27 protein-coding genes are annotated in these 25,699 nt (G+C 34.5%); all 27 read right to left on the reverse strand.

The window, feature by feature from the left end:
- Positions 1 to 4: 4 nt before the first annotated feature.
- The 27 genes from ACWZFG_RS06525 to ACWZFG_RS06655 all read right to left on the reverse strand — a co-directional run bounded on the left by ACWZFG_RS06525 (position 5) and on the right by ACWZFG_RS06655 (position 25,682).
- Complete coding sequence (locus ACWZFG_RS06525) at positions 5 to 1,300, reverse strand: homoserine dehydrogenase (protein WP_177504081.1); 1,296 nt, start codon at positions 1,298 to 1,300, stop codon at positions 5 to 7.
- A 22-nt stretch (positions 1,301 to 1,322) separates the two neighbouring features.
- Entirely contained in the window at positions 1,323 to 1,769 is a 447-nt protein-coding gene (locus ACWZFG_RS06530) for an ACT domain-containing protein (protein ID WP_147668908.1), read from the reverse strand.
- 127 nt (positions 1,770 to 1,896) lie between these two features.
- Positions 1,897 to 3,375 carry a stage IV sporulation protein A gene (spoIVA, locus tag ACWZFG_RS06535; protein ID WP_455577270.1) on the reverse strand — a complete coding sequence of 493 codons (1,479 nt, stop codon included), beginning with the start codon at positions 3,373 to 3,375 and terminating at the stop codon, positions 1,897 to 1,899.
- Between the two features lie 175 nt (positions 3,376 to 3,550).
- Entirely contained in the window at positions 3,551 to 4,144 is a 594-nt protein-coding gene (gene plsY / locus ACWZFG_RS06540; protein WP_177504085.1) for a glycerol-3-phosphate 1-O-acyltransferase PlsY, read from the reverse strand.
- Between the two features lie 22 nt (positions 4,145 to 4,166).
- The gene (gene der / locus ACWZFG_RS06545) at positions 4,167 to 5,492 is read right to left on the reverse strand and encodes a ribosome biogenesis GTPase Der (RefSeq protein WP_177504087.1); all 1,326 of its coding nucleotides are present in this window, start codon (positions 5,490 to 5,492) and stop codon (positions 4,167 to 4,169) included.
- Between the two features lie 18 nt (positions 5,493 to 5,510).
- A complete protein-coding gene (locus ACWZFG_RS06550) occupies positions 5,511 to 6,896 on the reverse strand; it encodes a DUF512 domain-containing protein (RefSeq protein WP_455577271.1) in 1,386 nt (461 codons plus the stop codon).
- A gap of 77 nt (positions 6,897 to 6,973) precedes the next feature.
- A complete protein-coding gene (gene spoIIP / locus ACWZFG_RS06555) occupies positions 6,974 to 8,101 on the reverse strand; it encodes a stage II sporulation protein P (RefSeq protein WP_455577272.1) in 1,128 nt (375 codons plus the stop codon).
- Positions 8,088 to 8,870, reverse strand: coding sequence for a DUF1614 domain-containing protein (locus ACWZFG_RS06560; protein ID WP_147668927.1), 783 nt, complete (start codon positions 8,868 to 8,870; stop codon positions 8,088 to 8,090). The genes spoIIP and ACWZFG_RS06560 overlap by 14 nt, the downstream gene beginning before the upstream one ends.
- 116 nt (positions 8,871 to 8,986) lie before the next feature.
- Positions 8,987 to 10,957, reverse strand: a complete 1,971-nt coding sequence (locus ACWZFG_RS06565) for a bifunctional 4-hydroxy-3-methylbut-2-enyl diphosphate reductase/30S ribosomal protein S1 (RefSeq protein ID WP_455577273.1) — start codon at positions 10,955 to 10,957, stop codon at positions 8,987 to 8,989.
- A 24-nt stretch (positions 10,958 to 10,981) separates the two neighbouring features.
- Entirely contained in the window at positions 10,982 to 11,551 is a 570-nt protein-coding gene (locus tag ACWZFG_RS06570) for a lysophospholipid acyltransferase family protein (RefSeq protein WP_147668933.1), read from the reverse strand.
- 2 nt (positions 11,552 to 11,553) lie between these two features.
- A complete protein-coding gene (gene cmk / locus ACWZFG_RS06575) occupies positions 11,554 to 12,222 on the reverse strand; it encodes a (d)CMP kinase (RefSeq protein ID WP_177504094.1) in 669 nt (222 codons plus the stop codon).
- A gap of 13 nt (positions 12,223 to 12,235) precedes the next feature.
- A complete protein-coding gene (gene aroA / locus ACWZFG_RS06580; RefSeq protein WP_455577274.1) occupies positions 12,236 to 13,531 on the reverse strand; it encodes a 3-phosphoshikimate 1-carboxyvinyltransferase in 1,296 nt (431 codons plus the stop codon).
- Between the two features lie 208 nt (positions 13,532 to 13,739).
- Entirely contained in the window at positions 13,740 to 13,886 is a 147-nt protein-coding gene (locus ACWZFG_RS06585; protein ID WP_177504095.1) for a hypothetical protein, read from the reverse strand.
- A 97-nt stretch (positions 13,887 to 13,983) separates the two neighbouring features.
- Positions 13,984 to 15,219 carry an aminoacetone oxidase family FAD-binding enzyme gene (locus tag ACWZFG_RS06590; protein ID WP_177504096.1) on the reverse strand — a complete coding sequence of 412 codons (1,236 nt, stop codon included), beginning with the start codon at positions 15,217 to 15,219 and terminating at the stop codon, positions 13,984 to 13,986.
- A 14-nt stretch (positions 15,220 to 15,233) separates the two neighbouring features.
- The gene (locus tag ACWZFG_RS06595; protein WP_147668945.1) at positions 15,234 to 15,959 is read right to left on the reverse strand and encodes a pseudouridine synthase; all 726 of its coding nucleotides are present in this window, start codon (positions 15,957 to 15,959) and stop codon (positions 15,234 to 15,236) included.
- A gap of 22 nt (positions 15,960 to 15,981) precedes the next feature.
- Entirely contained in the window at positions 15,982 to 16,944 is a 963-nt protein-coding gene (locus ACWZFG_RS06600; protein WP_147668948.1) for a hypothetical protein, read from the reverse strand.
- A gap of 16 nt (positions 16,945 to 16,960) precedes the next feature.
- Entirely contained in the window at positions 16,961 to 18,241 is a 1,281-nt protein-coding gene (locus tag ACWZFG_RS06605; RefSeq protein WP_177504098.1) for an FAD-dependent oxidoreductase, read from the reverse strand.
- Between the two features lie 79 nt (positions 18,242 to 18,320).
- Positions 18,321 to 18,812, reverse strand: a complete 492-nt coding sequence (locus ACWZFG_RS06610) for a spore maturation protein (RefSeq protein ID WP_455577275.1) — start codon at positions 18,810 to 18,812, stop codon at positions 18,321 to 18,323.
- Positions 18,813 to 18,861: 49 nt separating this feature from the next.
- Positions 18,862 to 19,446 carry a nucleoside recognition domain-containing protein gene (locus tag ACWZFG_RS06615; RefSeq protein WP_147668957.1) on the reverse strand — a complete coding sequence of 195 codons (585 nt, stop codon included), beginning with the start codon at positions 19,444 to 19,446 and terminating at the stop codon, positions 18,862 to 18,864.
- A gap of 69 nt (positions 19,447 to 19,515) precedes the next feature.
- Complete coding sequence (locus tag ACWZFG_RS06620; RefSeq protein ID WP_455577276.1) at positions 19,516 to 20,631, reverse strand: D-alanyl-D-alanine carboxypeptidase family protein; 1,116 nt, start codon at positions 20,629 to 20,631, stop codon at positions 19,516 to 19,518.
- 188 nt (positions 20,632 to 20,819) lie between these two features.
- Positions 20,820 to 21,230, reverse strand: a complete 411-nt coding sequence (gene ytfJ, locus ACWZFG_RS06625) for a GerW family sporulation protein (RefSeq protein WP_147668963.1) — start codon at positions 21,228 to 21,230, stop codon at positions 20,820 to 20,822.
- Positions 21,227 to 21,811, reverse strand: a complete 585-nt coding sequence (locus ACWZFG_RS06630; protein WP_455577277.1) for a hypothetical protein — start codon at positions 21,809 to 21,811, stop codon at positions 21,227 to 21,229. Before ACWZFG_RS06630 ends, ytfJ begins: the two co-directional genes overlap by 4 nt.
- 78 nt (positions 21,812 to 21,889) lie before the next feature.
- Positions 21,890 to 22,429: an SMC-Scp complex subunit ScpB gene (scpB, locus tag ACWZFG_RS06635; protein ID WP_177504101.1), complete on the reverse strand. Its 540-nt coding sequence runs from the start codon at positions 22,427 to 22,429 to the stop codon at positions 21,890 to 21,892.
- Entirely contained in the window at positions 22,419 to 23,150 is a 732-nt protein-coding gene (locus ACWZFG_RS06640) for a segregation and condensation protein A (RefSeq protein WP_455577278.1), read from the reverse strand. The genes scpB and ACWZFG_RS06640 overlap by 11 nt, the downstream gene beginning before the upstream one ends.
- Before the next feature lie 3 nt (positions 23,151 to 23,153).
- Positions 23,154 to 24,140 carry a tryptophan--tRNA ligase gene (gene trpS, locus ACWZFG_RS06645; RefSeq protein WP_177504105.1) on the reverse strand — a complete coding sequence of 329 codons (987 nt, stop codon included), beginning with the start codon at positions 24,138 to 24,140 and terminating at the stop codon, positions 23,154 to 23,156.
- 12 nt (positions 24,141 to 24,152) lie between these two features.
- Positions 24,153 to 24,752 (reverse strand): site-2 protease family protein, encoded by a 600-nt coding sequence (locus ACWZFG_RS06650; RefSeq protein ID WP_177504118.1) that lies wholly within the window; start codon positions 24,750 to 24,752, stop codon positions 24,153 to 24,155.
- Between the two features lie 114 nt (positions 24,753 to 24,866).
- The gene (locus ACWZFG_RS06655; RefSeq protein WP_455577279.1) at positions 24,867 to 25,682 is read right to left on the reverse strand and encodes an EcsC family protein; all 816 of its coding nucleotides are present in this window, start codon (positions 25,680 to 25,682) and stop codon (positions 24,867 to 24,869) included.
- Positions 25,683 to 25,699 lie beyond the last annotated feature (17 nt).

The raw sequence follows: 25,699 nt of genomic DNA on the forward strand, positions 1-25,699 counted from the left end.
AAACCTATTTGCGCTGCGCCTCAACCCTTATAATATTACGAATCTCTGTAACATCTTTTAAATTTTTAATTATAGCCGAAGCCTTTGCAAGATGTTCTTGCGCTACTTCATGTGTAATTAATACAATTTCAGCACAACCGTTTACACGACGTTTTTGAATGACAGAATTTAAACTTACTTGATTATTTCCAAAGGCCCCTGCAATTGTTGCTAAAACCCCTGGTTCATCTTTTACTAATAAACGTACATAATAAGCAGAAATCGACTTTTTTACTGGGCAAATCATTTTATCTTCAAAACAAGTACAACTAATTTTTCCACTTGTTTTGTGAACAATATTGCGAGAAATATCAACAATATCAGCAACAACAGCACTAGCTGTTGGCCCTTCGCCAGCCCCACGCCCATAAAACATCGTCTCGCCTACAGCATTTCCTTTTACGAAAATTGCATTAAATACATCATTCACCGATGCTAATGGATGCGTATTCGGTACCAATGCAGGATGAACTCTAACATCGATGCCATACGCAGGTACATCTTTTGCAATTGCCAATAATTTTATTACATAACCAAGCTCACGTGCATATTCAATATCTTCTGGAGTAATCGCTGTAATTCCCTCCACATAAACATCATCTAAATGAACTCTAGTATTAAATGCGATAGAAGACAAAATCGCAATTTTCCTGGCAGCATCTAATCCACCAACATCAGCAATAGGATCAGATTCAGCATAACCTTTTGCTTGTGCTTCAGTAAGTACAGTATGATAATCCAATTTTTCATTTGTCATTTTAGTCAGCATATAGTTTGTCGTACCATTGACAATCCCCATAACTTCAAGGATTTTATTTGCTGTTAAGCACTGCTTTAAAGGTGTTATAATTGGAATACCACCGCCAACACTAGCCTCAAACATGAAATCCACCTTATGCTTTTCTGCTGCCTCAAACATTAATTTTCCATACTTTGCAACGACATCTTTATTTGCTGTTACTACATGCTTTCCAGCTTCTAATGCCCGTAACATATATTCTTTCGCTGGATTCTCACCGCCCATGACTTCGACTACAATATCAATACTATCATCATTTATAATTTCTTCAAAATCATCTATAATTGTACATGTAGAAGGAATTTTACGTTTTTTGTTTAAGTCACGCACTAGAACTTTTGTTATAGCAACTTCTCTACCAATTTTCTGTGTAATTTCATGAACATTTTCTAATAATACCTTAATAACACCCGTTCCAACTGTGCCAGAACCTAATAGTCCTATCTTAATCTTTTTATTCATACTTTTACCCTTTCCATCTTATCTAAGCTTGTCCTAATACTTCTAATCTTTTTACTCCCTCTACCATTCTTAGCTTATCTAACAAAGCCTCTAAATCTACTGCCAAATCTGCTGTTTCTATTGATACTGTCGCATTTGCAACCCCTTGTAGTGGAATTCCTTGATTAATAGTTAACACACTCCCTGAGTCTGCAGATATTGTGTTCAATACTCTTGATAATACGCCTTGTTTATGGTCTAATAATAATGTTAAAGTAACTATTTTATCTCGACTTGCCTCATAGAACGGAAATACAAAATCCTTATATTTATAATAAGCACTGCGACTTAATTCCATTTTTTCAACAGCTTCATTAATCGTTCTTGCTTCACCGCGTTTTAACATTTCCTTTACTCGAATTGTTTTTTTTATTGCTTCTGGCAAGATTTCCTCTCTTACCAAAAAGAATCCTGATTGTTGTTTATGCATGAAAGAACCTCCGTACTCTTGTAATGGATAATAATCTATATACAAAAGACATTATAACACTAATAGATTGATAATTACAAGAGTATATAAAAAAAGTCAGCTTGCTTTTACAAGACTGACTTTTTTTTTAAAAAATAATACAAATTAGACCGCCGCTTCCATCATTTACAATACGTGTTAGTGCATCTCTTAATTTATTTTGTGCATTTTCAGGCATACAAGATAATTTATTTTGAATTCCTTCACGAACTAAAGAATTTAACGACTTACCAAATAAATTTGTACGCCAAATTCTTTCTGGCTCTCCTTCAAATTCTTTCATCAGATATTGAATCAATTCTTCACTTTGTTTTTCAGTACCTAAAATAGGCGCAATTTCTGCCTGTACATCCGTTCTTATAATATGCAATGATGGCGCAGTAGCTTTTAATCTTACCCCAAACTTACTGCCTGTTCGAATAATTTCTGGTTCTTCCAGCACCATTTCATCCACCTGTGGTGCAACAACAGCATATCCTTTTTCTTTTACCATTTCTAACGCATCTGATAACTTATCATACTCGCGTTTTGCAACAGACAAGTCTTGCATAATTCTTAGCAAATGATGTTCACCACTAATTGTAAATCCTGTTAATTCTTCAATAACTTGATAGAATAAATCGCCACGTGTCATCACTTCAATTGTTGCTACTCCACATCCTAAATCCATATCCTGCAAAACTACTTCAGAAACAAATTCAGATTCATTCAGAGAATCTATAGCTGTATCAATATCACGCAATCTATGAATATCTTGTACCACACCTTCAACAATCCCAGTAAAATTTCGTTTTAGCCAATAATCTTCCATTAATTCATCAATCCATTTTGGCAATGAAACATTTACTTCTTTCACAGGGAATTCATATAAAACTTCTTGTAAAATTGCATAAATATCATCACTATTTAATTTTGCACAATCTACTGGAATCACTGGAACATTATATTTTTCCTCTAACGACAACACAAGTTCCTGTGTATCAGTCGCTAATGGCTTATTCGTGTTTATAATTACTAAAAAAGGTTTTTCTAGCTCTTTCAATTCATTAATTACACGTTCTTCTGCCGCAAGATATTGTTGCCTAGGTAAATCAGTTACTGTTCCATCTGTGCTTATCACCAAGCCAATCGTTGAATGCTCTGTTATTACTTTCTTCGTTCCAATTTCCGCAGCTTCTTGAAACGGAATTTCTTCCTCAAACCAAGGAGTTAATACCATCCTTGGTTCATCTTGTTCTGCATATCCTAAAGCTCCTTCTACAGTATATCCTACGCAATCAACCATGCGTACTCGGACCGAAACATTTTCTTTTATATTAATTTCTACTGCTTCATTTGGAATAAATTTAGGCTCTGTCGTCATAATAGTTTTTCCAGCTGCACTTTGTGGTAATTCATCTTTTGCTCTTTCTTGCTCATATGGATCAATAATATTAGGCAATATAAGTGTTTCCATAAATTTTTTAATAAAAGTTGATTTTCCTGTACGTACTGGACCTACTACCCCAATATAAATATCACCGCCAGTACGCTCAGCGATATCTCTAAACAAATCAAATTTCTCCATAAACGAAACCTCCCTAAAATTAATCAAATGAGCTATCGCCTAAAAATCCACTCCTTTCAAAAAATAAGTGCATTAATCACTAATAATATATGACACTACGTCCAATATATTACAAAATATTAAAGATAAAAAAACTGAATCCATATATGAATTCAGTTTTTTTATCTTTAATATTTTATTTATTCCCAGCCTTAATTTTTACTTCCGTCCCTTTCAATAAACGAATAATATTCGATTTATGCCGATATATAACAAATCCGGCTGCTAATGCGCTAAAAATTATGTACTCTATTTGACCAATCCAAAAATAAGCAAGAATAGGAACTAATCCTGCAGCAACAATTGAAGCTAAAGATACATACTTTGTAAAAACCACAATTAGAACCCAAACAATAAATATAGCCAATGTCACTATAGGCATCAATATCGCAATAACACCAAGTCCTGTTGCTACACCTTTCCCCCCAGAAAAACGTAAAAATAGCGACCAATTATGTCCGATAATTACTGCGATCCCACCAATAATCATCGCTATAGGTGTGTTTAAAAAATAAATTCCAAGCAAAACACCTAAAATACCTTTTACAAAATCAGCAACAAAAATTATTATTGCAGGATATATTCCTAACGTTCGATATGCATTCGTTGCCCCAATATTTTTACTACCGAACTTTCTCAAGTCAGTGTTCCAAAAAAGCTTTCCAAGAATCAAACCGCTTGGAATTGAACCTATCAAATATGCAATCGGTGCAATAAGAAACATTTCCATACGTATCGTCCTTTATTCAAAATTAAACTTCCTCTTCTTTTCTTCCACGTACAATTAATTTTAATGGTGTTCCTTCAAAACCAAAACTTTCCCTTAACTTATTTTCTAAAAATCTTAAATAAGAAAAGTGCATGATTTCAGGTTCATTTACAAAGAAAATAAACGTAGGAGGCTTAATATCTGCCTGTGTTGTAAAATATATTTTTAATCTTTTCCCTTTATGCGATGGTGGCGGATTAATCGCCGTTGCGTCTGTAATCACTTGATTCAAAACACTTGTTTGAATACGCATCGCTTGTTGTTCTGCTACATATTTCACTAAATCAGTCACACGATGTACTCTTTGTTTAGTTAATGCAGAAGTATATAGAACTGGCGCATATTGCATAAAGCCTATCTCATCCCGCAAATCTTCCGTAAAACGCAATGAAGTTTTATCATCCTTTTCTACTAAATCCCATTTATTAACTACAATAACTATACCTTTTCCAGCCTCATGCGCATAACCAGCAATTTTTTTATCTTGCTCAGTTATCCCTTCATCAGCATTAATGACCATCAAAACAACATCAGAGCGATCTACTGCACGAAGTGAACGCATAACACTATATCGTTCTATCGGTAAATCAATTTTAGCCTTACGACGCATCCCAGCTGTATCAATTAAAATAAATTTCGTATCATCTTTGACAAAATGAGTGTCAATCGCATCTCGAGTTGTCCCTGGAATATTGCTCACGATGACACGTTCTTGCCCAAGTAAAGCATTTACAAGCGAAGATTTGCCTACATTAGGTCTTCCAATTACTGCAATGCTAATTTCATCAGCTTCCTTCTCATCCACTGCATCCTTTGGAAAATTTTCAACTACTTGATCTAATAAATCTCCTAAATTTAATGCATTAGATGCGGATATAGGAATGGGATCGCCCAATCCTAAATTATAAAATTCATAAATTTCATTTTCTTTATTTGGACTATCCACCTTATTTACAGCAAGCAAGACTGGTTTCTTACTTGTACGTAAAATATGTGCAACCTCCTCATCGGCTGCTGTCATCCCTGTCTTTGCATCTACAACAAATACAACAACGTCAGCTTCTTCAATTGCTAAATTCGCTTGATGGCGCATAGACGTTAAGATATGATCTGTTGTTTCAAGCTCAATCCCACCAGTATCAATCATTGTAAACTCAGTATTTAACCATTCTGCATCTAAATAAATACGATCACGTGTGACTCCAGGTATGTCTTCAACAATAGATACCCTCTTTTTCCCAATTTGATTAAACAATGTAGATTTACCAACATTCGGTCGTCCTACAATTGCGACTATTGGTTTACTCATTCTCATCCCTCATCTTTATCAATTATTTTTTGTATATGCACAATTTCCCTGCCAAGTATAATTCATGTCTTCAGTTTCATTTTCTTCCTTAAAATTATTCCACATTTTTAACAAACGATTTAAATCTACTGCATCATGTGCAATTTGAACTTTTGCCCCTAATTCTTTTTCAATATCACTAATATGATAATCATCCAAAAATATATTTTCTCCTTTTCGCAAAGAAACACCAGGAATAATGATTCCGTCACGCTTTCCAGATAGGAATTTTAATTGCTGGATAATATCTTGTCCTGTTAAAAGACCCGTAACAGTAATATTTTCACCAAAAAATTTATTTTCAATAGGAATAACTCTAATAAACAAATTTTTTATCTCTAACTCACGTAATAATATCGATAATATTTTTTCGGCGGATTTGCCACACACAATATCTAAGTATATCGGCTCTTCATACGCATTGCAATCCTTATCTTGGCAAGCATTCCATTCCTCAATAAAATCTCTCGTAAGTCCAATACCATTCTCAAGTTGCGGAAAATCATCATAATAATCAGCATCTGGAATATCTTGATTAGCTAAAAAATAAAATTCGTCTCCTAAGTAAACAAAATTTTTTCCAAACTTCTTCCGTGCAATCAGCTGCCATTTTTCAACTTGCTCAATTATCTTCCCTGCTTGCTCCATTGAAAAACCTGTTAACGAATAACAACTTTCCCGATACTTTGTTAAGCCTACAGGAACAATAGCCAAGGATAAAACATTTTCTCCCATGTTAATTAAATCATGAATGGTTTGATCTAATATCTCACCATCATTAATTCCCGGACACAAAACAATTTGGGTATGAATTTGAATATCATTTTTAACTAAGTACTCAAGCTGCTCTATGATATTCGCCGCTCGCTTATTATTAAGCATCCGAGCTCTTAATTGTCCATTTGTTGTATGAACAGAAATAAATAATGGAGAAAGATGCAATTGTTTAATTCTTTGTAAATCCATTTCGCGAATATTAGTTAACGTAACAAAATTTCCATATAGAAAAGACATTCTATAGTCATCGTCTTTAATCGACAAACTGTCTCGCATATTAGGAGCAATTTGATCAACAAAGCAAAACCAACATTTATTTCCACAGCGTCGAATATTATCAAAAACAGCACTTTCGAATTCTACGCCCAATTCTTCATCATATTCTTTATCAAATTCAATAAGTTCTTGCTCACCATTTGCTTTTTCAATCAAAAGCTCTATTTCTTCTTCCGCAAATGCAAAACTTAAATCTATAATATCCATTAACTCCTGTCCATTTACACTAAGAATCCTATCCCCAATTTCCAAACCCAATTCTTCAGCTAAACTCTCTTTATGTATTCCGGCAATAACACCGTAATGACTCATTTTTCCACCTCATACCTACTTCATAAAACTATGCTAGGAGTAAAATAACACTCCTAGCATAGAAAATTTATATTCTGCTATTTTTCCTTATCTTTATTATATTTCTTTCCCCAAAAGTTTGCAAATTCTTTTCTGCGAAAATTACTCAGTTTACCTTTAGCTTCTCTCATACTACCAGTACTTAAAAATAAGAACACCGCCGTACCTATAACAAAAAATAAAATAATCCAACCAATAGATTTAACTGAACCTGATATTCCTGCTTCTGGTGTTCCAACGCCACTTTTCCCTTCAATATTACTATTATTAGCTGAAGTTACACCAATTACACTTGGAACAACTGCAGCAAACATAGCAATCCCACGTTCAGCTGCTTCACGATTATTGGTATGAGAGCCAACTTCAAGCAACATAGATTTAGGATGTAAATCTTGATTGTAATCTCCACCTTTAGCAAAAAAGATTCCTTTAACTAATCCAGGATATTGTTCATCAGAGGCTGCCTTCATTTGAAGTGCATATTCTTCAATTTGCTTCCCTGTTGGTCCATATTTTCCTACAACCAATTGTATTTTTGTTATATCCTCGCCATTGATATTCGCCTGATATGCTTCCGGTGGTGTAGCATCACGATGAATGTCAAAAATCGCTGCCGGACTTTGCTTTAATAATTGAACGACTGTGCGCCTGGATCTTTCATATGCCATATCATCATGCGGTACATGATTTGTATCCACATGTATAGGCTCTAATCCTTCCTTAGCTAAAGCATCTGAAAATACATTTCCTACCTTGATAATCCCTCCATTCCCACTATCTGAACTTTCTGTCCCATCACTAGGAACATAAGCTTCATCATTATGCGTATGGTAAATCGCAATTTTTTTATTATCTTGCGCATAAACACGCTGCAATTCTAGTAAACCAGCAAAATTTGAAACAAAAAAATGACTTAATTTTGCAACATCTTTCTTTTCCAATAATTTCACATATGCAATTTGTCCTTGAATAGATGTAATTTGATATCTATTATTATCTTCGGTAATAAATTCATCACCAATACGAACTTTCCATCCAGTTGTATAAACGATTTTCCCACTATCGTCCACCATGTTATAATACATATTTTCCGCTTTTACATCTACTGTAACTAAAAGAAGCAAAACCGTTAAAAGCATAATATTTTTATATTTAATCATTTTCATTATTCCTTCTCCCTTGCTCTTTTAACTTTGAAGAAGTTTTTCGTTTTTGGTCAATAGATACAACGTCAGCTTTTTCTTTTTGCTCTAATTCAGTTAGTTCATCACTAAACTCATACATCGGTTGGATTTTATGAATCCGGTTATTAGCCCTGTGTCCACCTTGTAATTTTTCTCTTGTTTCTCCCACTAGCTCAGCAGTCATTACAGCAATTAAACCTGCAATAATTGTGACATCAAAAGCTCCTGCTCCACCTAATGCGCTTGTACCAACAATATTATTTCTTAATAACGTAATTAAGTGTACAACATCACTTAAAATCACACCTAAAACCCCACCAATAAAAGCACTTCGTCTCGATCTTCCGATTAAATACGCAATTAAACCAGCACCAACTCCATAAATAATTTTAGGGTCCATAAACATGGTTTCTGGTTCAAACGGAAAATATTTAGATCCTAAAAAAATAAATAAAGCAACCATAATTGATGCACCAATTGCACGAATCTTTTCAATCCCACGATCAGAAGTAAAAATTAACCATACCGACAATAAAAATGGCAATACTGCCCCACCTACATTTACAGAAACTTGAATTCTCCCGCCTTGAAAAAGTGGAAATTCTAAAAAGCTCCCCATGATCATCAGAATGATAAAAATAACCGCTTGTCGATCATTTAATCGCATTCTATCTAAAAGCCGTTGCGCAACACCAAAATAAATTAAAACTCCAATAACTAGTAAAGCAATCATACCTATTGGAAAATTCATATTCTTATCACCTCTTAATTTAAGAATGGATTAAGAATATATTGCCCATTTTCGTCCACAAAATTCAAAAACATGACTTAGAAAGCCATGTTTTTGAATTAAATAATAATTTTTTATTAATCAGAAAAATTTTTGAAAAGATGCCCAAATTTATCTCCTAATGTATCATTTACAGCCTCTTGATGTTGAATATATTTTTTAAACTCTTCCCGCTCAGCATCTTGTTTCACTTGTAATAAACTTAATCCTATCCGCTTATTTTTTCTATCAATTTGGATTACTTTTACCTTCAAATCATCTCCAATATTAACGACTTCTTCTGCTTTATGTATACGTTTCTCAGTCAATTCATTTAAACGAACTAAACCTTCCAAAGCTCCATTAAATTTGACAAAAGCTCCAAAATCCATTAATTTAGTAACCTTTCCTTGAACAATCATACCTTCTTTAATTAAATCAACTTTATCAAGCCAAGGATCTCTAACTATATCTTTTAAACTTAAAGATATCCTTCTTGCTTCTTTGTCTATTTTTGTAACCATTACTTTTACGATATCACCAATACTCATAATTTCCGCTGGATCTTTTACCCGATGCCAAGCCATATCCGAAATATGAAGCAATCCATCAAATCCACCAATATCAATAAAAGCACCATATTTTACAAAGCGTTTTACAGAACCCTCAAGAATCTGATTTATAGCTAAAGAATCGAAAAGCTCATTTTCCTTTTTTGCTTTCTCAATTTCTAATAAAGAACGTCTAGATAAAATAACTTTTTGTTTATCTTTATCAACTTCAATTATAATAAAGCTGTATGCATTTCCTACATATTGAGTCAAATCTTCAATATAATGCAAATCAATTTGCGATGCTGGGACAAATCCTCTAAGCCCAAAAACAGATAAAACTAATCCCGCTTTCACTGCTTCTAAAACTTTCAACTCTAACACGGTTTTATTTAACATAGCATCTTTTATTTTATCCCATGCAACAACCTTATCTGCTCTAATCTTTGATAAAACCAATCCATTTTTTCCATCAACCTCTACTACAAATACATCAATTTTATCGCCTATTTTTATGATATCTTCAATATTTTCCGGTTGTGGAAATGCTAATTCATTGATTGGTATAATCCCTTCTGATTTATAGCCAATATCAACAAATACTTCATTATTATATATACTAATTATTTTGCCTTGTACAATATCACCTTGTTGTATTTCCTTTAAATCGTCACCTAAAAAGTTTTCCATTTGATTCATTTTATGATAAACCTCCTCTATCAACCAATCTGGTGTTGATGCTCCAGCTGTTATTCCTATTGTATTTATGCCTTTATTAAACCAATTATCATTTATTTCATTTACTGTTTCTATATGATACGTATGTTTGTTTTTTTTCAAACAAAGTTCTGCTAATCTTGTAGTGTTCGCACTATTTTTTCCTCCAATAACAATCATCATATCGACTTGATTAGCTAACTCCATTGCAGCCTCTTGCCTCTTTTCAGTAGCATTACAAATTGTACGCTCAACTTTTACATTTTCTACTCTTTCAATTAAAGAATTCACTATTTTCTGAAATTCTTCGCCTGAAAAAGTAGTTTGTGCCACAACCCCAACCTTATTAAAAAAAACTATATCATTTAACTCGGCTTCATGTTCAATAATAATAGCTCGATTTTTAGACCACTCAAAAATACTTTTCACTTCCGGATGTGATTTTTCACCAACAATAATCACCTGATAGCCTGCTTCCGACAACTCATATGCCGCCATCTGTGCCTTTTTTACATGTGGACAAGTTGCATCTACTAAAGTTAGCCCCTTCTCCTCAGCTTGTTCATAAACCTTTGGTCCTACACCATGCGAGCGAACAATAACAGTTCCTTGTCTTATATCATCAAGGGAGTGAACCATTCCTACTCCTTCATTCGCTAATTTTTCAACCATTTGAGGATTATGGATAATTGGTCCTAACGTATACGCTTTTCCTTCTAAACTAACACTATCTTGTGCTATTTTTACTGCTCTTTTTACGCCATAGCAAAAGCCATGATGTTTCGCTAATATTACTTTCATTATTAAATATCTATAATTATGAATTTAACATTTAATTAAATTCATAATTTCCTCCATAATTTCTTCTGAAAATTTTTGTAGTTGCACCTTATCAGCTTGCTCACCTTCAAAGGTAATTGCTTTCCCATATTTAACCTCAAAAGGCCCAAAAATTTTATTTGTCCCAATTACAGCAGTTGGAATAACCGGAACCCCAGCTTTAATTGCGATTAATGCAACCCCGGGCTCAGCTTTACCGATATTCCCATTTTTACTACGCGTGCCTTCTGGGAATAATCCTAAACATTCTCCATCTTTCAATAGTTGAATAGAGTTCCTAATCGCAGAACGATCTGCTGCACCTCGTTTAACAGGAAAAGCATATAATTTTTTTATTATAGTTCCCAATAAAGGAATTTTAAACAATTCCTCTTTTGCCATAAAATGTACATATCTAGGTACATATGTTGCAGCTAAAGGAGGATCCCATAAACTCAAATGGTTTGCCGCAATAATAACTCCTCCATGAGTTGGAATATTTTCTATCCCAGATATTTTACAGCGAAAAATTACATTAAATATAAACTTAAATAAACTTTTTAAAAACTTATACATAATTATGCCCTTTCACATAATTTTATTATAGAATCTACAGCTTCATGAATGCTCATATTCGTCGTATCAATTAAAACTGCATCTTTTGCCTGAATAAGTGGAGATATTTCCCGTTCACTATCAGCTTTATCTCGCGCAGCTATTTCTAGCTGCAGCTCCTTTAATCCAATCTCATATCCCTTATTCTTCAACTCTTTCCAACGCCTCATTGCACGTTCTTCAATCGAAGCGGTTAAAAAAACTTTTATTTCAGCATTTGGTAATACATGCGTACAAATATCTCTACCATCCATGACTACGCCACCATTAAGCGCCATATTCTGTTGTAAATTTACCATTTTAGCTCTAACTTCACCTATTTGTGCCACTTTTGATACCAATCCAGTGACCTCCGGCGTGCGTATTTGTTCTGTAATATCAAATTCATCCATAAACACTAAAACTTTATCGTTCCCATATTTTAATTGTAGCTGAATATTTTTTAACACGTCTAAGATTGCAGTCTTAGACGTTCCTTTATCTTCTTTTAAAACTTTCCAAGCTACAGCTCGATACATAGAACCAGTATCGATATATGTATAATTCATCTTTTTTGCAACTAATCGTGCTACGGTACTCTTTCCTGCCCCTGCCGGCCCATCCATTGCGATTACTAATTTCTTCTTATTCATTTTTATCTCCTCATTACTTTTTTAGCTCATTTAAAACAGTATAAAAATTAGGATAAGATATATCCACACAATGCGGAGACTGAATTGTAACACCATATGCAGCCATGCCTGCGATTGCCAATGCCATTGCAATACGATGATCATGATAAGAGTAGCACTCTGCTTCTTTTAAAGCTGCCTTTCCATGAATAATTAATCCGTCGTCAGTAGCCTGGATCTTTGCTCCCATTTTCGTGAATTCTGCCTCAATTGCTGCTAATCGATCCGTTTCCTTCACTCTCAACTCTCCAGCACCAGAAATAATTGTATCACCTTCAGCAAACATTGCCGCAACAGTAAGAATTGGAATTTCGTCAATTAGCCTTGGCATAATTTCTGCACCAAAAGTGACACCTTTTAATTCTGCTGATCTTACGATAAAATCTGCAACTGGTTCTTTTCCACTCCACTTTTCGTTTACTATCTCAATATTAGCTCCCATATCTTTTAAAACATCTAAAATACCTGTTCTTGTAGGATTAATTCCAATGTTACGAATGATCAATTTACTATTAGGTATAATTGAAGCTGCTACCAGCCAAAAAGCCGCTGAACTTATATCCCCTGGAACGACAATTTCCTCTGGAGACACAAATTTATCTACTTTTTTAATTCCTATAGACGTACCAAACTTTCTTAATTTAACTCCAAACGTTTCAAACATCCTTTCTGTATGATCTCGTGAAGTATAAGGTTCAGTAACAATCGTTTCTCCCTCAGCATACATACCAGCTAATAAAATAGCCGATTTCACTTGTGCACTTGCCATGGGCATAGCATAGTTAATTGCTTGAAGCTTATCCACAGGAATAATTGCAAGTGGCAAGTATTTAGAATCTTCGCGAGAAACAAGCTTTGCTTTCATTTCACTTAAAGGATTAATTACCCTACGCATAGGGCGTTTTCTTAACGATTGATCCCCAGTAAATGTTGAAAAGAAAGGTTGTGCGGCTAAAATTCCCATCATTAAACGTAATGTAGTCCCTGAATTTCCGGCATCTAAAACATCTGATGGCTCTGTTAATCCATGAATACCTTTCCCATAAATGACAATTTCATTTTCATTAATAAAATCAACCTTAACCCCTAACGCTTGTATACATTTCACTGTAGATAAGCAATCTTGGGAGTTCAAAAAATTTTTAATTCTTACCGGTTTATCTCCAAGTGCAGAAAACATAACACTGCGATGAGAAATAGACTTATCTCCTGGAATGAAAAAATCTCCTTTTAATCCTTGTCCCGCTATAATTTTCATTATATCTTTCATCAATTAGCCCTCTCCAGTTCTATAAAAATATATAAAATAATTTAAACATTCCACTGAAATCATCTAGCTAATTTTAAGCTTATAGTACTACAACGTCTCTATAAATTCTTTAAACATTAGTCTTTCTAATTATCAGATAAAATTACAAATATCTGTTTCTTATTCTATCCAAACTCCTTTTCTTCCTGCTAAAACTATATTTAGTTCATCATTTAATTCTAATTCCCTCCAATTTATCTACAATCGATAAACACATAACAAAGAAATCATTACACATTAGACTTTGTACGCCTATTAGAAAAATCATCAAACATAATGTAGCACGAAATAAAAATTTTTCAATATACTTATCCATTTTTTCATCTCCGATAATTTCATAATGAAAAAGGATAGAATAACTAATTATTCTATCCTACCTTTTATTTATTATAAACAAATTTTAACAGATTAATCTAATCGGCTGCATAAAATCCCGCAACGTAGCCCGTTGAAAATGCGGCCTGTAGATTATAACCTCCAGTTAAGCCATCAATATCAATTACTTCTCCAGCAAAATATAACCCTTGGATTATTTTAGATTCCATCGTTCTAGGATTTATTTCTTTGATATTTATCCCGCCAGCCGTTACAATCGCCTCACTTACCGGCCGAGTTCCTTTTATTGTTAAGGTCAATCCCATAATCGTTTCAATTAAACGTTGACGTTCTTCTTTTGTCACCTGATTTATCGGTTTTTCAGGATCAAGATAAGCTAAATCCATAATGACAGGAATTAATTTTGCCGGAAGCAATTCTCCTAAAGAATTCTTTATCTGCTTACGAATAAACTTATCAAAGTCTCGCTGAATCCGTTTATTTAATACTTCTTCCGTTAATGCTGGTTTTAAATTAATAACCAGCTCAATAAAATTATCTTTATTCAAATTTTCCGCAACTAATCTACTTAAAGATAAAATAATCGGACCAGATACCCCATAATGAGTGAATAACATCTCCCCAAAATCTTCTCCAGCTTTAATCCCATTCACTAATATGGTCGCCCTTATATTTTTTAACGACAAACCCTGCGCATCTTTTACCCACTCATCTTCAGTTTCTAATGGAACCAAAGAAGGATGAATTTTTATAATACTATGTCCTAATTCTTTTACTAAGGTGTACCCATCTCCAGTCGACCCTGTTCCAGGATACGAAGCTCCACCTGTAGCTAAAATAACTGCATCGGCAGGATATATTCCCCCACTTATACTTTTAACCCCAGTTATTTTTCCATCCGTGCTTTGAATTTTACTCACAGCCTGATCAGTAATAATTTCAACACCTAAGCGATTTGCCTCATGCACTAGAGCATTTACAACATCTGCCGCTTTATCACTAACGGGAAACACCCTGCCGCCCCGTTCTACTTTTGTTGGGACATCCAATTGATGAAAAAAATCTACAACATCTTCATTGCTATACTGGCTAAATGCGCTATACAAAAAACTTCCATTTCCAATCATATTTTTTATATACTCTTGCTTACTTGCTGTGTTCGTAATATTGCAACGCCCTTTTCCAGTAATCAATAATTTCTTACCTACTCGCTTCATCTTCTCTAAAACTGTAACGTTTGCCCCAGATCGTGCTGCATAAATCGCGGCAATTAAACCAGCTGCACCGCCACCAATTACAATTACTTTTTTCATTTTTACTACTCCTGTTATCCATTGATAAAATTCTTTAATCGATCAATTTCCTGTTGTGATAAAGTTCTGTATTGGCCGCGTCGTAGCCCTTTTAAGTCCAAATTAGCAAACTCTATTCGTTTCAAGCTTTTCACTGGATGCTTAATTGCTTCACACATTCGCCTTATCTGCCTATTTTTCCCCTCATGAATAATAACTTCAATTTCAGCTGTATTTGTTAAAGCATCCCCATTCAGCAACCGAATTCTTGCTGGTGCAGTGATTCCATCTTCTAAACGAATACCGACTCTTAACAAATCCAACTTCTCTTCCGTTGGTATACCAAAAACTTTTGCAATATACGTTTTATAGATTTTATATTTAGGATGAATCAATTGATTTGTTAGTTCACCATCATTCGTTAATAATAAAACGCCTTCTGTATTATAGTCTAATCGTCCAACAGGATAAACGCGTTGGTCTACCTCAGTTAACAAATCAACGACTGTTTTTCTTCCCCGTTCATCTTTTGCCGTTGTTACAACACCTTTAGGCTTATTTAATAAAATATAAATAGGTTCTTCTAGCGCAATTGGCTTTCCATCTACAAGAACCTTATCTTTCTTTATATCAACTTTAGTACCTAGCTCCATAATAATTTTTCCATTAACGCTAACTCTACCCGCTAAAATCAATTTTTCAGCTTCGCGTCTTGATGCAACCCCTGCTTGACTCATTACTTTTTGTAACCGTTCCAAAATTCCTACCCCTTTTAAAGCTTATTTAATTTTGCATAATTTGATTAAAATCAACTTGCATTTTACATAATTTCATCATTTGATTATCATGATTCATCTGCTGGCAACTGCCGCAAATACCTTCGCCACAGCACATTGTAGCATTATTGGTTACCGCCATTGGTATATTATACCCATAATCATTTAATCCATTTATTAAGCCTCGATGCTGACTGTCTGGGCCAGCACTAATCACTAAATCAATTTTCCGATCATTAAGCAACTCTTTTAATAGTACAAACCCAGTTTTTCTTAAACTATCTACATCATATACTAAAACACCTTGCTTGCGCAATTTTTCACCAACAAATATTTTTCCCACTTTACCAGGGGCAAGAATGGCTGTAATCATATTGTTATTTTCAACAAGCTTATGTATTACAGAAGATGCAGGTGCCTGACCGATTCCCCCAGCTACCAATAATATATTACTCTCTTTTATATTGTCAATCCATGGTTTTCCAAGCATTCCATTATAGTAAGGCCCTCTTACAAGAATATTCCCATCGTTAATAAATAAACGAGCTGATTTTGCGCCGACAATCTCAACTGCAACTGTTATTATATTTTTCTGTACGGCCATCACCCCTACAGGAAAACAGCAACATCCCTCATCTTCCGCATTACGTAAAAATACAAAAGCTCCTACTTCGTCTAATCTTTCTGCTAATTCTTGACTTACCGTAAACTCAATGATATAAGTTTTTTCATTGAGCTTTTCTTTAATAGAAAATTGAGTTTTTTCTTCAACTCTAGATATTTTATTAGTAGCAATACATTTTTTTTGCCAAAAATTTTCATACAAAATGCATACACCTTGCCAGTCACAATCACAAAATTCTTTTCCCTGCAATTGCGAACAATACACACAATGGTTTGTATCTGCTAAAAGGCAAGGACAATAAGACGAATTGATATCAATGCATCTTTTTATTAACTCTTTTAACATAGTAGCTCCCCCTTGCCTATACTAAACATTTATAATAAATATCTTTTAGTCCAGCTTTTTCAATATTTTGCTGAATAAATTCAGAATTAATTTCATAAAGACCTTCTTCTTTCATTCGATTAAAATAAACTGACCCAGAAAAAGTATAGCGGATCCTTCTACCGCTTTCATCAGTCATTTTTCTTTGTACAAATTCGATAAAATCACCAATTGCGATTGTATTGGGCAAAACTAAATATTCCATATCTAAGCTGCACCGAACTGCATTATGTCCGGCAAGTAATCCAGTTACAATAGCTTCTGTATGCCCTACAATTGTACCTGATTTTTCTCCTGCACAAAATAAATTGTCAATATCATCAACTCGTAGAGTACAATCACATGGAGCTATTGCTAAATAGCGCATCGAATTCCCAACTCCGCCAGAATAAGGATCTTCATAACGCGCTTTTTCTAGTCCATGAATTTTTCTTAAATCCTTTAACGGAAAATAAGATGTCATCAATTTTGCATGGCCAGTATCGAGTAATATAATATTTTCTGCAAATGCATCTAGTGCATATTGACTACAAGCTTTCTTTAATAAGCCACCTTTTTTTCTTAGTCCTTCTGGAATTTTTAATACAGCAACACCTTTGCGTTCTAGTTCTGCTTTTAATTCATCACTCAATGAATCCTTATTAATTTTACACGAACCACTCATCGCACCTACTGAACCATCTGCTTTTTCACCGAAAAACTCTTTCACCCCCGCCTTGCCACTAAGGCTAATTCTCGGGCCAAAAGATGGACAGCGAAGAATGCACATCGCACAACCATTTCCATAACGTAAACAATTTCCCATTGGGCCAGCACTACCTGTTGCATCTATAAAAGCATCCCCCTGTAATACTTCTCCATTATCAAGAGCAACTGCTTCTATATGCCGCCCTGCCTTCTTCACATTATTTACTCTAACTTGTGTTTTTATTTCAACACCATACTCTAAAAGAATTTTTTTTATCATTGGTTCCATCGTAGTTACATCATATAAAGATGCATGCTGATGCCCTGGAAAGTCAATATTTGTATGACGAGAGTTTTCGTCCATTACTTTAAAAAACTCTCCCGCGCCCATGGCAATACTTTCTTCAGCAGCTGTATATCTTCCATTATTGCGGAAGATTCCCCCCACGAGTCCAGTTCCTAATAGTAGATCGGTTCTTTCAATTAAAATAACTTTAGCACCAGCTTTGGCCGCCGAAAGTGCGGCTGCGCATCCCGACCAGCCGCCTCCACTTATCACTACATTACTCAAGGCTTTCCCTCCCTGCCTAAAATCTTAATTCCATAGTATTCAGGCAAGTTAAAAATGCCACAGATCTAAGATGAAAAAGCTAGGTAAACAATAAAGAACCTAGGTAAACAGCAGTGAAAAAAGCTACCAAATCCGCAAATAGTCCAGTAAAAATAGAATATCCTACTTTACTAATTCCTACTGAGCCAAAATAAACTGCTAAGATGTAAAAAGTAGTATCACTACTCGCCATAATCGTCGCAGCTATTTTACCATAAAGAGAATCAACGCCATAAAAATTCATTAAATCTACGCCTAAGCCCATTGTTCCCGTACCTGATAATGGTCGCATCATCGCTAAAGGAATTAATTCACTAGGTATTCCTAAAACTCTGAAAAGAGGGGCACCAAAGGATAAAAATTCCCCCATTGCTCCTGATGATCGAAAAACTTGGATGGAAACCATCATCGCAACTAAAAAAGGTATAATTTTTACTACTGTATGGATACCCTCAGCTGCTCCTTCAACAAAGCATTCATAAACTTTTATTTTCTTAATCAAGCCAAGTACGATTATACTAGTGATAATCATTGGAACGGACCATATCGATACTGCCTGTATGAAATCGCCAAACATAGCATCACCTCAATCGCAATATTTTTCTGCATAAAAAATCCATGCCAAGACCTGCAATTGTCGCTATACAGCTTACCATGAGTACACAACCTACAATGTCTGTCGGTGTAGCAGCCCCCATAGCCGATCTTAACGCAATGATGGTCATCGGAACTAGAGTCGTTCCGGTTGTACATAAAACTAAGAAAGTACACATCGCCGGTGTTGCTTTCTTTTTTTCTTTATTTAAGGTTTGCAATTGCTGCATGGCTTTTATTCCCAAAGGTGTTGCAGCATTTCCAAGGCCTAGCATATTTGCACTTATGGTCATAACAATCGCACCAAGCGCAGGATGGTTAGCTGGAATGCTAGGAAAAATCAATCTCAATAATGGCTTTAAATTTTTTGCCAAAAAACGAATCATCCCTGCTTGCTTTGCAATGTTCATCAGCCCTAGCCACAGACACATCATACCAAGCAAATTTAAAGATAATAAAACGGCATCTTGGGCAGCTTTTATCGCACTTTCTGTTACAAATTCAATATTTCCACAAAATCCAGCATAAATAATTCCGAACACAAGAAAAAATCCCCATATATAATTTATCATTGCTCGCCACACCTCCTATTCCAAGGTATGAATAAAAACAATAAAAAAAGAACGACTTTAATAGTCGCTCTAGAAAAACTTCGTCATGAATAAATTAAATACTTTATTTAATGATCTATATACAGTTTGAAAAAACGATTTTTTATCTACGCCATTGGCAGCTATTAAATCCGTTGTTGCTACTTCTTTGTTATTATACATAATTTTTAAAGTTCCTAATTTAGTTCCTTTATGGAAGCCTGCTTCTATTTTTTCTGGTAAGTCAATCACCGTGACAAAATTCTTTTTGTCTTCATCGACCATTGGAACAACAATATCATTTTTAGCAACAACATCTACATCTGATTTAACACCATAGTTTACTGAAACATTTTTTATGACAGCATTGGCATTATATAATTTTACTGCTTTTATTTTTTGGAAACCATAATCTAACAGCGCAATTGAGTCATTCCACATAAATTCACTATCTAACACAACTGCAACCAATTGAATCCCATCACGCTTAGCCGCGGATACTAAACAACGACCTGCTGCATTTGTATATCCGGTCTTAACACCATTTCCACCTTCGTAAAGCCACAACATTCTATTTTCATTAAATAACTCTCTGCCATAATCATTCGTTGCCCACGGAATAATTTTAGTCTTTGTGCTTACAATCTCTTCAAATAAAGGATTTCTATAGCCATAAGCAGCAATAAGTGCTAAATCATGCGCTGTCGAATAATGATTAGTGTCAGGTAGTCCGCTCGAATTCGTAAAAGCTGTGTGAACTGCTCCAATTTCATGTGCCTTTTGGGTCATCATCTTTGCATATGCATCAACTGAACCCGCAATGTGTTCCGCTACTGCTACCGTTGCATCATTTCCAGATACAAGCATTACACCGTATAAAAGATCTCTCAATGTTAATTTTTCTCCATGTTCAAGCCATAAAGAAGAGCCTTCAGTTTTGGAGGCATTTTCACTCGCCTCAATAACATCATTTAAATTGCCGTTTTCCAAAGCAACAATCAGCGTCATCATTTTTGTCGTACTTGCAGGATACCTTCTGCTTTCAGCATCCTTAGCATACAATACCTTTCCTGTCGTCGCGTCCATAACAATTGCAGATTTAGCTGTCAATGCGGGTTCACTACTTGCAAAACAATTCGTTCCCCCCATATTTATTAAAAATATCATACATAATATTATCTTCCATAAATTTACCATAAACCTATTATTGAGCTCCCTTCAAATCAAACGGATAATAAAACATAATAAATATTATAAACATCTTTATAACATTCGTCAAAGGATATCCATTGTTTTATCAAATCTTTACAAAATAAAACAAGACCCCCTAAATACGAAAGTCTTGTTTTATTATTTCAATTATTTTCTTTCGATTCTAAATCATCGTAATTTGTCATATTCCCATTAAGCATTTCTTGTATTTTTTCCATTGCTTGTGGCATAAAATCCAATAATTTATCATAAACATTGTGATTGTCTACACACATAAATCGAATACCTTGATTTACGGAACAAACTAAAAAGCCGACCGGTCTTACACTAACACCTCCACCACTGCCGCCTCCAAAGCCACTTTTATTTTCATTTTGTTCTATCTCACCTTTACCGCCACCAGCGACAAAACCAAAAGTTACTTTTGATATTGGAATAATCACTGTCCCATCCGGTGTAGTTACTGGATCACCTACAATTGTGTTTACATCAATCATTTCTCTAATACTGTTCATAGCAGTCTGCATGAAACCTTGTATTGACGTATCGCTCATTTTTTTGCCTCCTGCTTAAAATTTCTTATCATACATATAAAATCCCCAAAAGTAAAAGTAAATATACATTCCGCATCTACAAATAGTTGTTGTACAATAAAATTAGGTTGAATCTCAATATTAAGATATTTTGAATTATGAATAAAACAAGTATAGAACAATGAATTTAAAACGCCATAGGTAATCGATGTAATCGCAGGATCATAACAGCTATAACATATCTTTATCTTGCCTTTTTTAAAGCCGAATTTATGCTTAAAATTCCCAAAGTTTTTTTCATTTTGCGTTCTATATAAAGAACTACTAAAGATATCTTTTATTTCACTCCAGTTTTTATCCTTTGATTTATCTTCTGTTTGAGATTGAAGTTGCTGTTTTTTTAGTTTTTTCAATAAAAATTTTTCATATATTTTTTTCAGATAAGGCGAAAAGATTTTTTCGTATAACCGTATATTAAAAATAAGTATTTTAATCGTTAATAAATCTTCTGTAGAATTTTTAACATATTTTATCGATAAATTTATTTTAATAAAAAACCATGCGCAAAAAAGCAGAAAAAATATAATTAAAAGATATTTCAAAATAATCTCACCCTAATATTTTAATCATTCATACTTTCCCCAAAACAAAAAAAATTATGTATAATAAACAAAATGTTATTACACATAATCTTTTATTTCTGCCTGTATTCCTTTTTCCGGCAAGGCTGGTAAATCATCAATACAATCTAAGCCAAAGCACTTTAGAAATTCTTCTGTTGTCCCATATAAAATTGGCCGCCCAATCACCTCTTTGCGCCCAACATCTTCGATTAGACCACGTTCTAATAAAGTCGTCAATACACGATCGACACGCACACCTCTTAGCATTTCAATTTCCTGCTTTGTGATTGGCTGGCGAAATGCAATAATTGATAAAGTTTCTAACGCTGCTACTGACAATTTAGGTTCAACCACTTGTGCTAACGCTTCAATGATTTCTGATAGCTCTGGTTTCGTACATAATTGATATCCGCCTGCAACCTTTATAATTGTCAAGCCACGCTGACTACTTTCCATATCAGCTTTCAATTTGACGATTAAATCCTCAATATTCTCCTTATCAACATTTAAAATATCTGCAAGCCGATGGACTGATAAAGGGTCTCCATTTACAAATAATAATGCTTCAATATGCCCTTTTAATTCATCATAAAACATTATCATTTTCTCCTTTTAATTTAATATAAATTGGTGCAAATGCATATTGCTGCTCAATAAATATTCGTTTCAATTTTATTAACTCTAATAGTGCTAAAAAAGTAGTAACCATCTCTGCCTTATTAGATATACAGCTAAAAGTATCTGTAAATAAAACCGTTTTTTTATTTTTATGTAACAAAAAAATTATATCTTCCATTTTTTCTTCAATTGTAAATGGGTCGCGCTCAACAATTGCGGCTTCTTCCACCGCAGAAGATAAAACTGCTTTAAAAGCATTAACCAAACTAGACAGCGGCAATCCCTCAAGTGGTAAATAGCGAGTCGTTAAAGATTCTGGTTGCTTAAAAAAATACTTTGCTTGTTTAACTGCCAATTGATCCAAAACTTCACTTACTTCTTTAAATCGTTTATATTCTAGTAATCGTTCTACAAGCTCCTGCCGTGGATCAATCTCCTCTTCCGCTATATCATTTTCTGACTTTGGCGGTTTTGGCAAAAGAACTCGCGACTTTATCTGCAGTAAAGTTGCCGCCATAACTAAAAATCCACTGGCTATCTCAATATTAAACTCTTGAAACTGCTCTAAATATCCCATATACTGCTCTGTTATCTCAGCAATCGGAATATCATAAATGTTAATTTTATTTTTTTCAATTAGATGCATAAGGAGGTCCAATGGACCTTCAAATGCATCTAATTTTATTTTATACGCTTCCATAGCTTACAAATGCATAGCCTCTCGAACTTCTTCCATCGTTTTAGCTGCAACTTTTCCTGCCCGCTCAGCACCATATGCTAAAATTTCTTTTACTCTTGCAGGGTTTGCTTCATATTCGGCACGACGTATATGCATATCTGTCATTACGTCTACCATTTTTTCCGCTAACCGCTTTTTACATTCTACACAGCCAATTTCAGCCTGTTTACAACATTTACAAATTTCATTGACATTCTCTTTATTAAAGATTTTGTGAAATTTATAAGCTACACAAACATCAGGATTCCCAACATCTGTCTTTTTGATACGGTTTGGATCAGTAACAATCAAGCGAACTCGTTCTCTTAGTTCCTCTGGGCTAGCAGCGAATGGAATTTCATTTCCATAGGATTTACTCATTTTCCGGCCATCAATTCCAGGTAATAGCGATGATTTGCTTAACTGCGCTTGTGGTTCTGGAAATACTGGTTGATATAGATTATTAAATCGACGAACAATCTCGCGCGAAAGTTCTAAATGTGGAATTTGATCTTCCCCTACCGGAACATATTCCGCTTTATATAAGATAATATCCGCTGTCATCAATTCAGGATATCCGAGGAATCCATATGTATTAATGTCTTTACCCTGTTCACCAAGTTGTTGAAGTTTATCTTTATACGTTGGAACACGCTCTAACCAGGATAATGGAGTCATCATGGATAAAAGTAAATGTAATTCAGCGTGTTCCTTTACTTTCGATTGAACAAAAATTACATTTTTTTCTGGATCAAGCCCAGCACTCAGCCAATCTAACGCCATATTATGAATATTTTCGGGAATTTTACTTGTATTTTCAAAAGCAGATGTCAATGCATGCAAATCAACAATCGAAAAAAAGCATTCATATTCATTTTGTAATTTAACCCAGTTTTCTAATGCACCAAGATAATTCCCCAAATGAAATCGTCCTGATGGTTGCATCCCACTAAAAATACGTCCTTTAGTCATTAATAATTCCTCCTAAAAAATCAGCATAATAAATTGATTCATTAAAAAATTTAAAAAATATTGGACAGGACGAATAATCGCCCCAATTACACCGATATAAATTAATGCAATAAGAATAAATGATCCATATCTGCTGTAACTTTCATATTGATAAGCCAGTTTATGTGGAAGAAAGTTCATTAAAACTTTAGACCCATCAAGCGGCGGAATAGGGATCATATTAAAAATGGCAAAGATAATGTTATAGGTATAAATCATTTTTAATGTAATAATTAACCAATCTGTCAATACATTAAATTTTAATAAAATAACCATAACTACCATAGCTAAAAATGCCATAATCAAATTAGCAGCCGGACCTGCCAAAGCAACCCACATCATTCCCTGTCGCCAATTTTTAAAATTACGCGCCTCAACCTCAACGGGTTTCGCCCAACCAAATTGAACGAGCCATAACATAATCAATCCAATCGGATCAAGATGTGGAATTGGATTTAAAGTCAACCTTCCTTGAAATCTTGGTGTAGGATCGCCTAAATGAACGGCCACTCTAGCATGTGCATATTCATGTATCGTTAAAGCAATCAACAATGCCGGAATACGAAAAATCATATCTGCATCAAACACGTATCTACCAACCTCCTAAATCATCATAAGTTATATAAAATTCGTCATAAAGATAATCAATCCCTGCAAAAAATGCAAAGATTGTACGATCCCTTCAAATCATCGCATAACTTTTTGATTATCGATTAACCAGCGCTCTTGATAAAAACATTTTGCCGCAGCGACGACTTCATTTATATACCAAACATTAATTGCTGCCCCAACACCAGAACTGATTACCGGTAATGCCTGCATTAGCTTGCGTCTTGCCATATTCATGCCTAACTGTTTAGCTAACTTCTCTACAGTCATTACCGCATACCTGCGATTTAATTGTTTTTTTGCAAATTCCCCCATCAGTCGATTTGATTCCTCTTCCAATACGATATTAATTTCATTCATCATCGTTAAAGCTGCCATTTTTTCTTCTATTGTATTCGCTCCTGCAGCGGACAAAATTCCAAATACAAAATCTTGCTCCCACACTTCAATTCCTTCATATCCATAACACAAACCAATTTTATAAATCGTTCTCAGTGCTAACGTGATGACTGCAGGCACATCGATTACCAAACCCGTAAACCCAGCCCAGCCTGTCGCCGCCCCTTCGGTCGCTGCAATTCCCAATGCCCACTTTTCTATATCGTGTGCTAAAAAATCAGAAATAGCCAATCCTTTATGCCGCAAATATTTAATTTCAGCTACCGCAGCAGTATTTTTTAATTTTTCAACATCTGTCGTTTTCTTCGCAATAGAATTTGCACTATCGAGAACATACTTTATCCCTTGCAAAGGAATTATTTTTTCTAATACCCAAGACGCAGGAGCTGTTACCTTATCTAGAGCCTTTGCGATAATTCCTGGTTCTGCAGATTTCCATTGTTGAATTAAACAATACTGTGTTTCCTCATATTCTGACATTATGGGTCTATACATCTATTACACCTCATATT

This window comes from Anaerosinus sp., from assembly GCF_965318445.1.

Excerpts from the sequence above, each read along its gene's own strand:
- ACWZFG_RS06525 (WP_177504081.1), bottom strand. The coding sequence starts at position 1,300 with ATGAATAAAAAGATTAAGATAGGACTATTAGGTTCTGGCACAGTTGGA.
- ACWZFG_RS06530 (WP_147668908.1), bottom strand. The coding sequence starts at position 1,769 with ATGCATAAACAACAATCAGGATTCTTTTTGGTAAGAGAGGAAATCTTG.
- spoIVA (WP_455577270.1), bottom strand. The coding sequence starts at position 3,375 with ATGGAGAAATTTGATTTGTTTAGAGATATCGCTGAGCGTACTGGCGGT.
- plsY (WP_177504085.1), bottom strand. The coding sequence starts at position 4,144 with ATGGAAATGTTTCTTATTGCACCGATTGCATATTTGATAGGTTCAATT.
- der (WP_177504087.1), bottom strand. The coding sequence starts at position 5,492 with ATGAGTAAACCAATAGTCGCAATTGTAGGACGACCGAATGTTGGTAAA.
- ACWZFG_RS06550 (WP_455577271.1), bottom strand. The coding sequence starts at position 6,896 with ATGAGTCATTACGGTGTTATTGCCGGAATACATAAAGAGAGTTTAGCT.
- spoIIP (WP_455577272.1), bottom strand. The coding sequence starts at position 8,101 with ATGAAAATGATTAAATATAAAAATATTATGCTTTTAACGGTTTTGCTT.
- ACWZFG_RS06560 (WP_147668927.1), bottom strand. The coding sequence starts at position 8,870 with ATGAATTTTCCAATAGGTATGATTGCTTTACTAGTTATTGGAGTTTTA.
- ACWZFG_RS06565 (WP_455577273.1), bottom strand. The coding sequence starts at position 10,957 with ATGAAAGTAATATTAGCGAAACATCATGGCTTTTGCTATGGCGTAAAA.
- ACWZFG_RS06570 (WP_147668933.1), bottom strand. The coding sequence starts at position 11,551 with ATGTATAAGTTTTTAAAAAGTTTATTTAAGTTTATATTTAATGTAATT.
- cmk (WP_177504094.1), bottom strand. The coding sequence starts at position 12,222 with ATGAATAAGAAGAAATTAGTAATCGCAATGGATGGGCCGGCAGGGGCA.
- aroA (WP_455577274.1), bottom strand. The coding sequence starts at position 13,531 with ATGAAAGATATAATGAAAATTATAGCGGGACAAGGATTAAAAGGAGAT.
- ACWZFG_RS06585 (WP_177504095.1), bottom strand. The coding sequence starts at position 13,886 with ATGGATAAGTATATTGAAAAATTTTTATTTCGTGCTACATTATGTTTG.
- ACWZFG_RS06590 (WP_177504096.1), bottom strand. The coding sequence starts at position 15,219 with ATGAAAAAAGTAATTGTAATTGGTGGCGGTGCAGCTGGTTTAATTGCC.
- ACWZFG_RS06600 (WP_147668948.1), bottom strand. The coding sequence starts at position 16,944 with ATGTTAAAAGAGTTAATAAAAAGATGCATTGATATCAATTCGTCTTAT.
- ACWZFG_RS06610 (WP_455577275.1), bottom strand. The coding sequence starts at position 18,812 with ATGATTATCACTAGTATAATCGTACTTGGCTTGATTAAGAAAATAAAA.
- ACWZFG_RS06615 (WP_147668957.1), bottom strand. The coding sequence starts at position 19,446 with ATGATAAATTATATATGGGGATTTTTTCTTGTGTTCGGAATTATTTAT.
- ACWZFG_RS06620 (WP_455577276.1), bottom strand. The coding sequence starts at position 20,631 with ATGATATTTTTAATAAATATGGGGGGAACGAATTGTTTTGCAAGTAGT.
- ytfJ (WP_147668963.1), bottom strand. The coding sequence starts at position 21,230 with ATGAGCGATACGTCAATACAAGGTTTCATGCAGACTGCTATGAACAGT.
- scpB (WP_177504101.1), bottom strand. The coding sequence starts at position 22,429 with ATGTTTTATGATGAATTAAAAGGGCATATTGAAGCATTATTATTTGTA.
- ACWZFG_RS06640 (WP_455577278.1), bottom strand. The coding sequence starts at position 23,150 with ATGGAAGCGTATAAAATAAAATTAGATGCATTTGAAGGTCCATTGGAC.
- trpS (WP_177504105.1), bottom strand. The coding sequence starts at position 24,140 with ATGACTAAAGGACGTATTTTTAGTGGGATGCAACCATCAGGACGATTT.
- ACWZFG_RS06650 (WP_177504118.1), bottom strand. The coding sequence starts at position 24,752 with ATGATTTTTCGTATTCCGGCATTGTTGATTGCTTTAACGATACATGAA.
- ACWZFG_RS06655 (WP_455577279.1), bottom strand. The coding sequence starts at position 25,682 with ATGTATAGACCCATAATGTCAGAATATGAGGAAACACAGTATTGTTTA.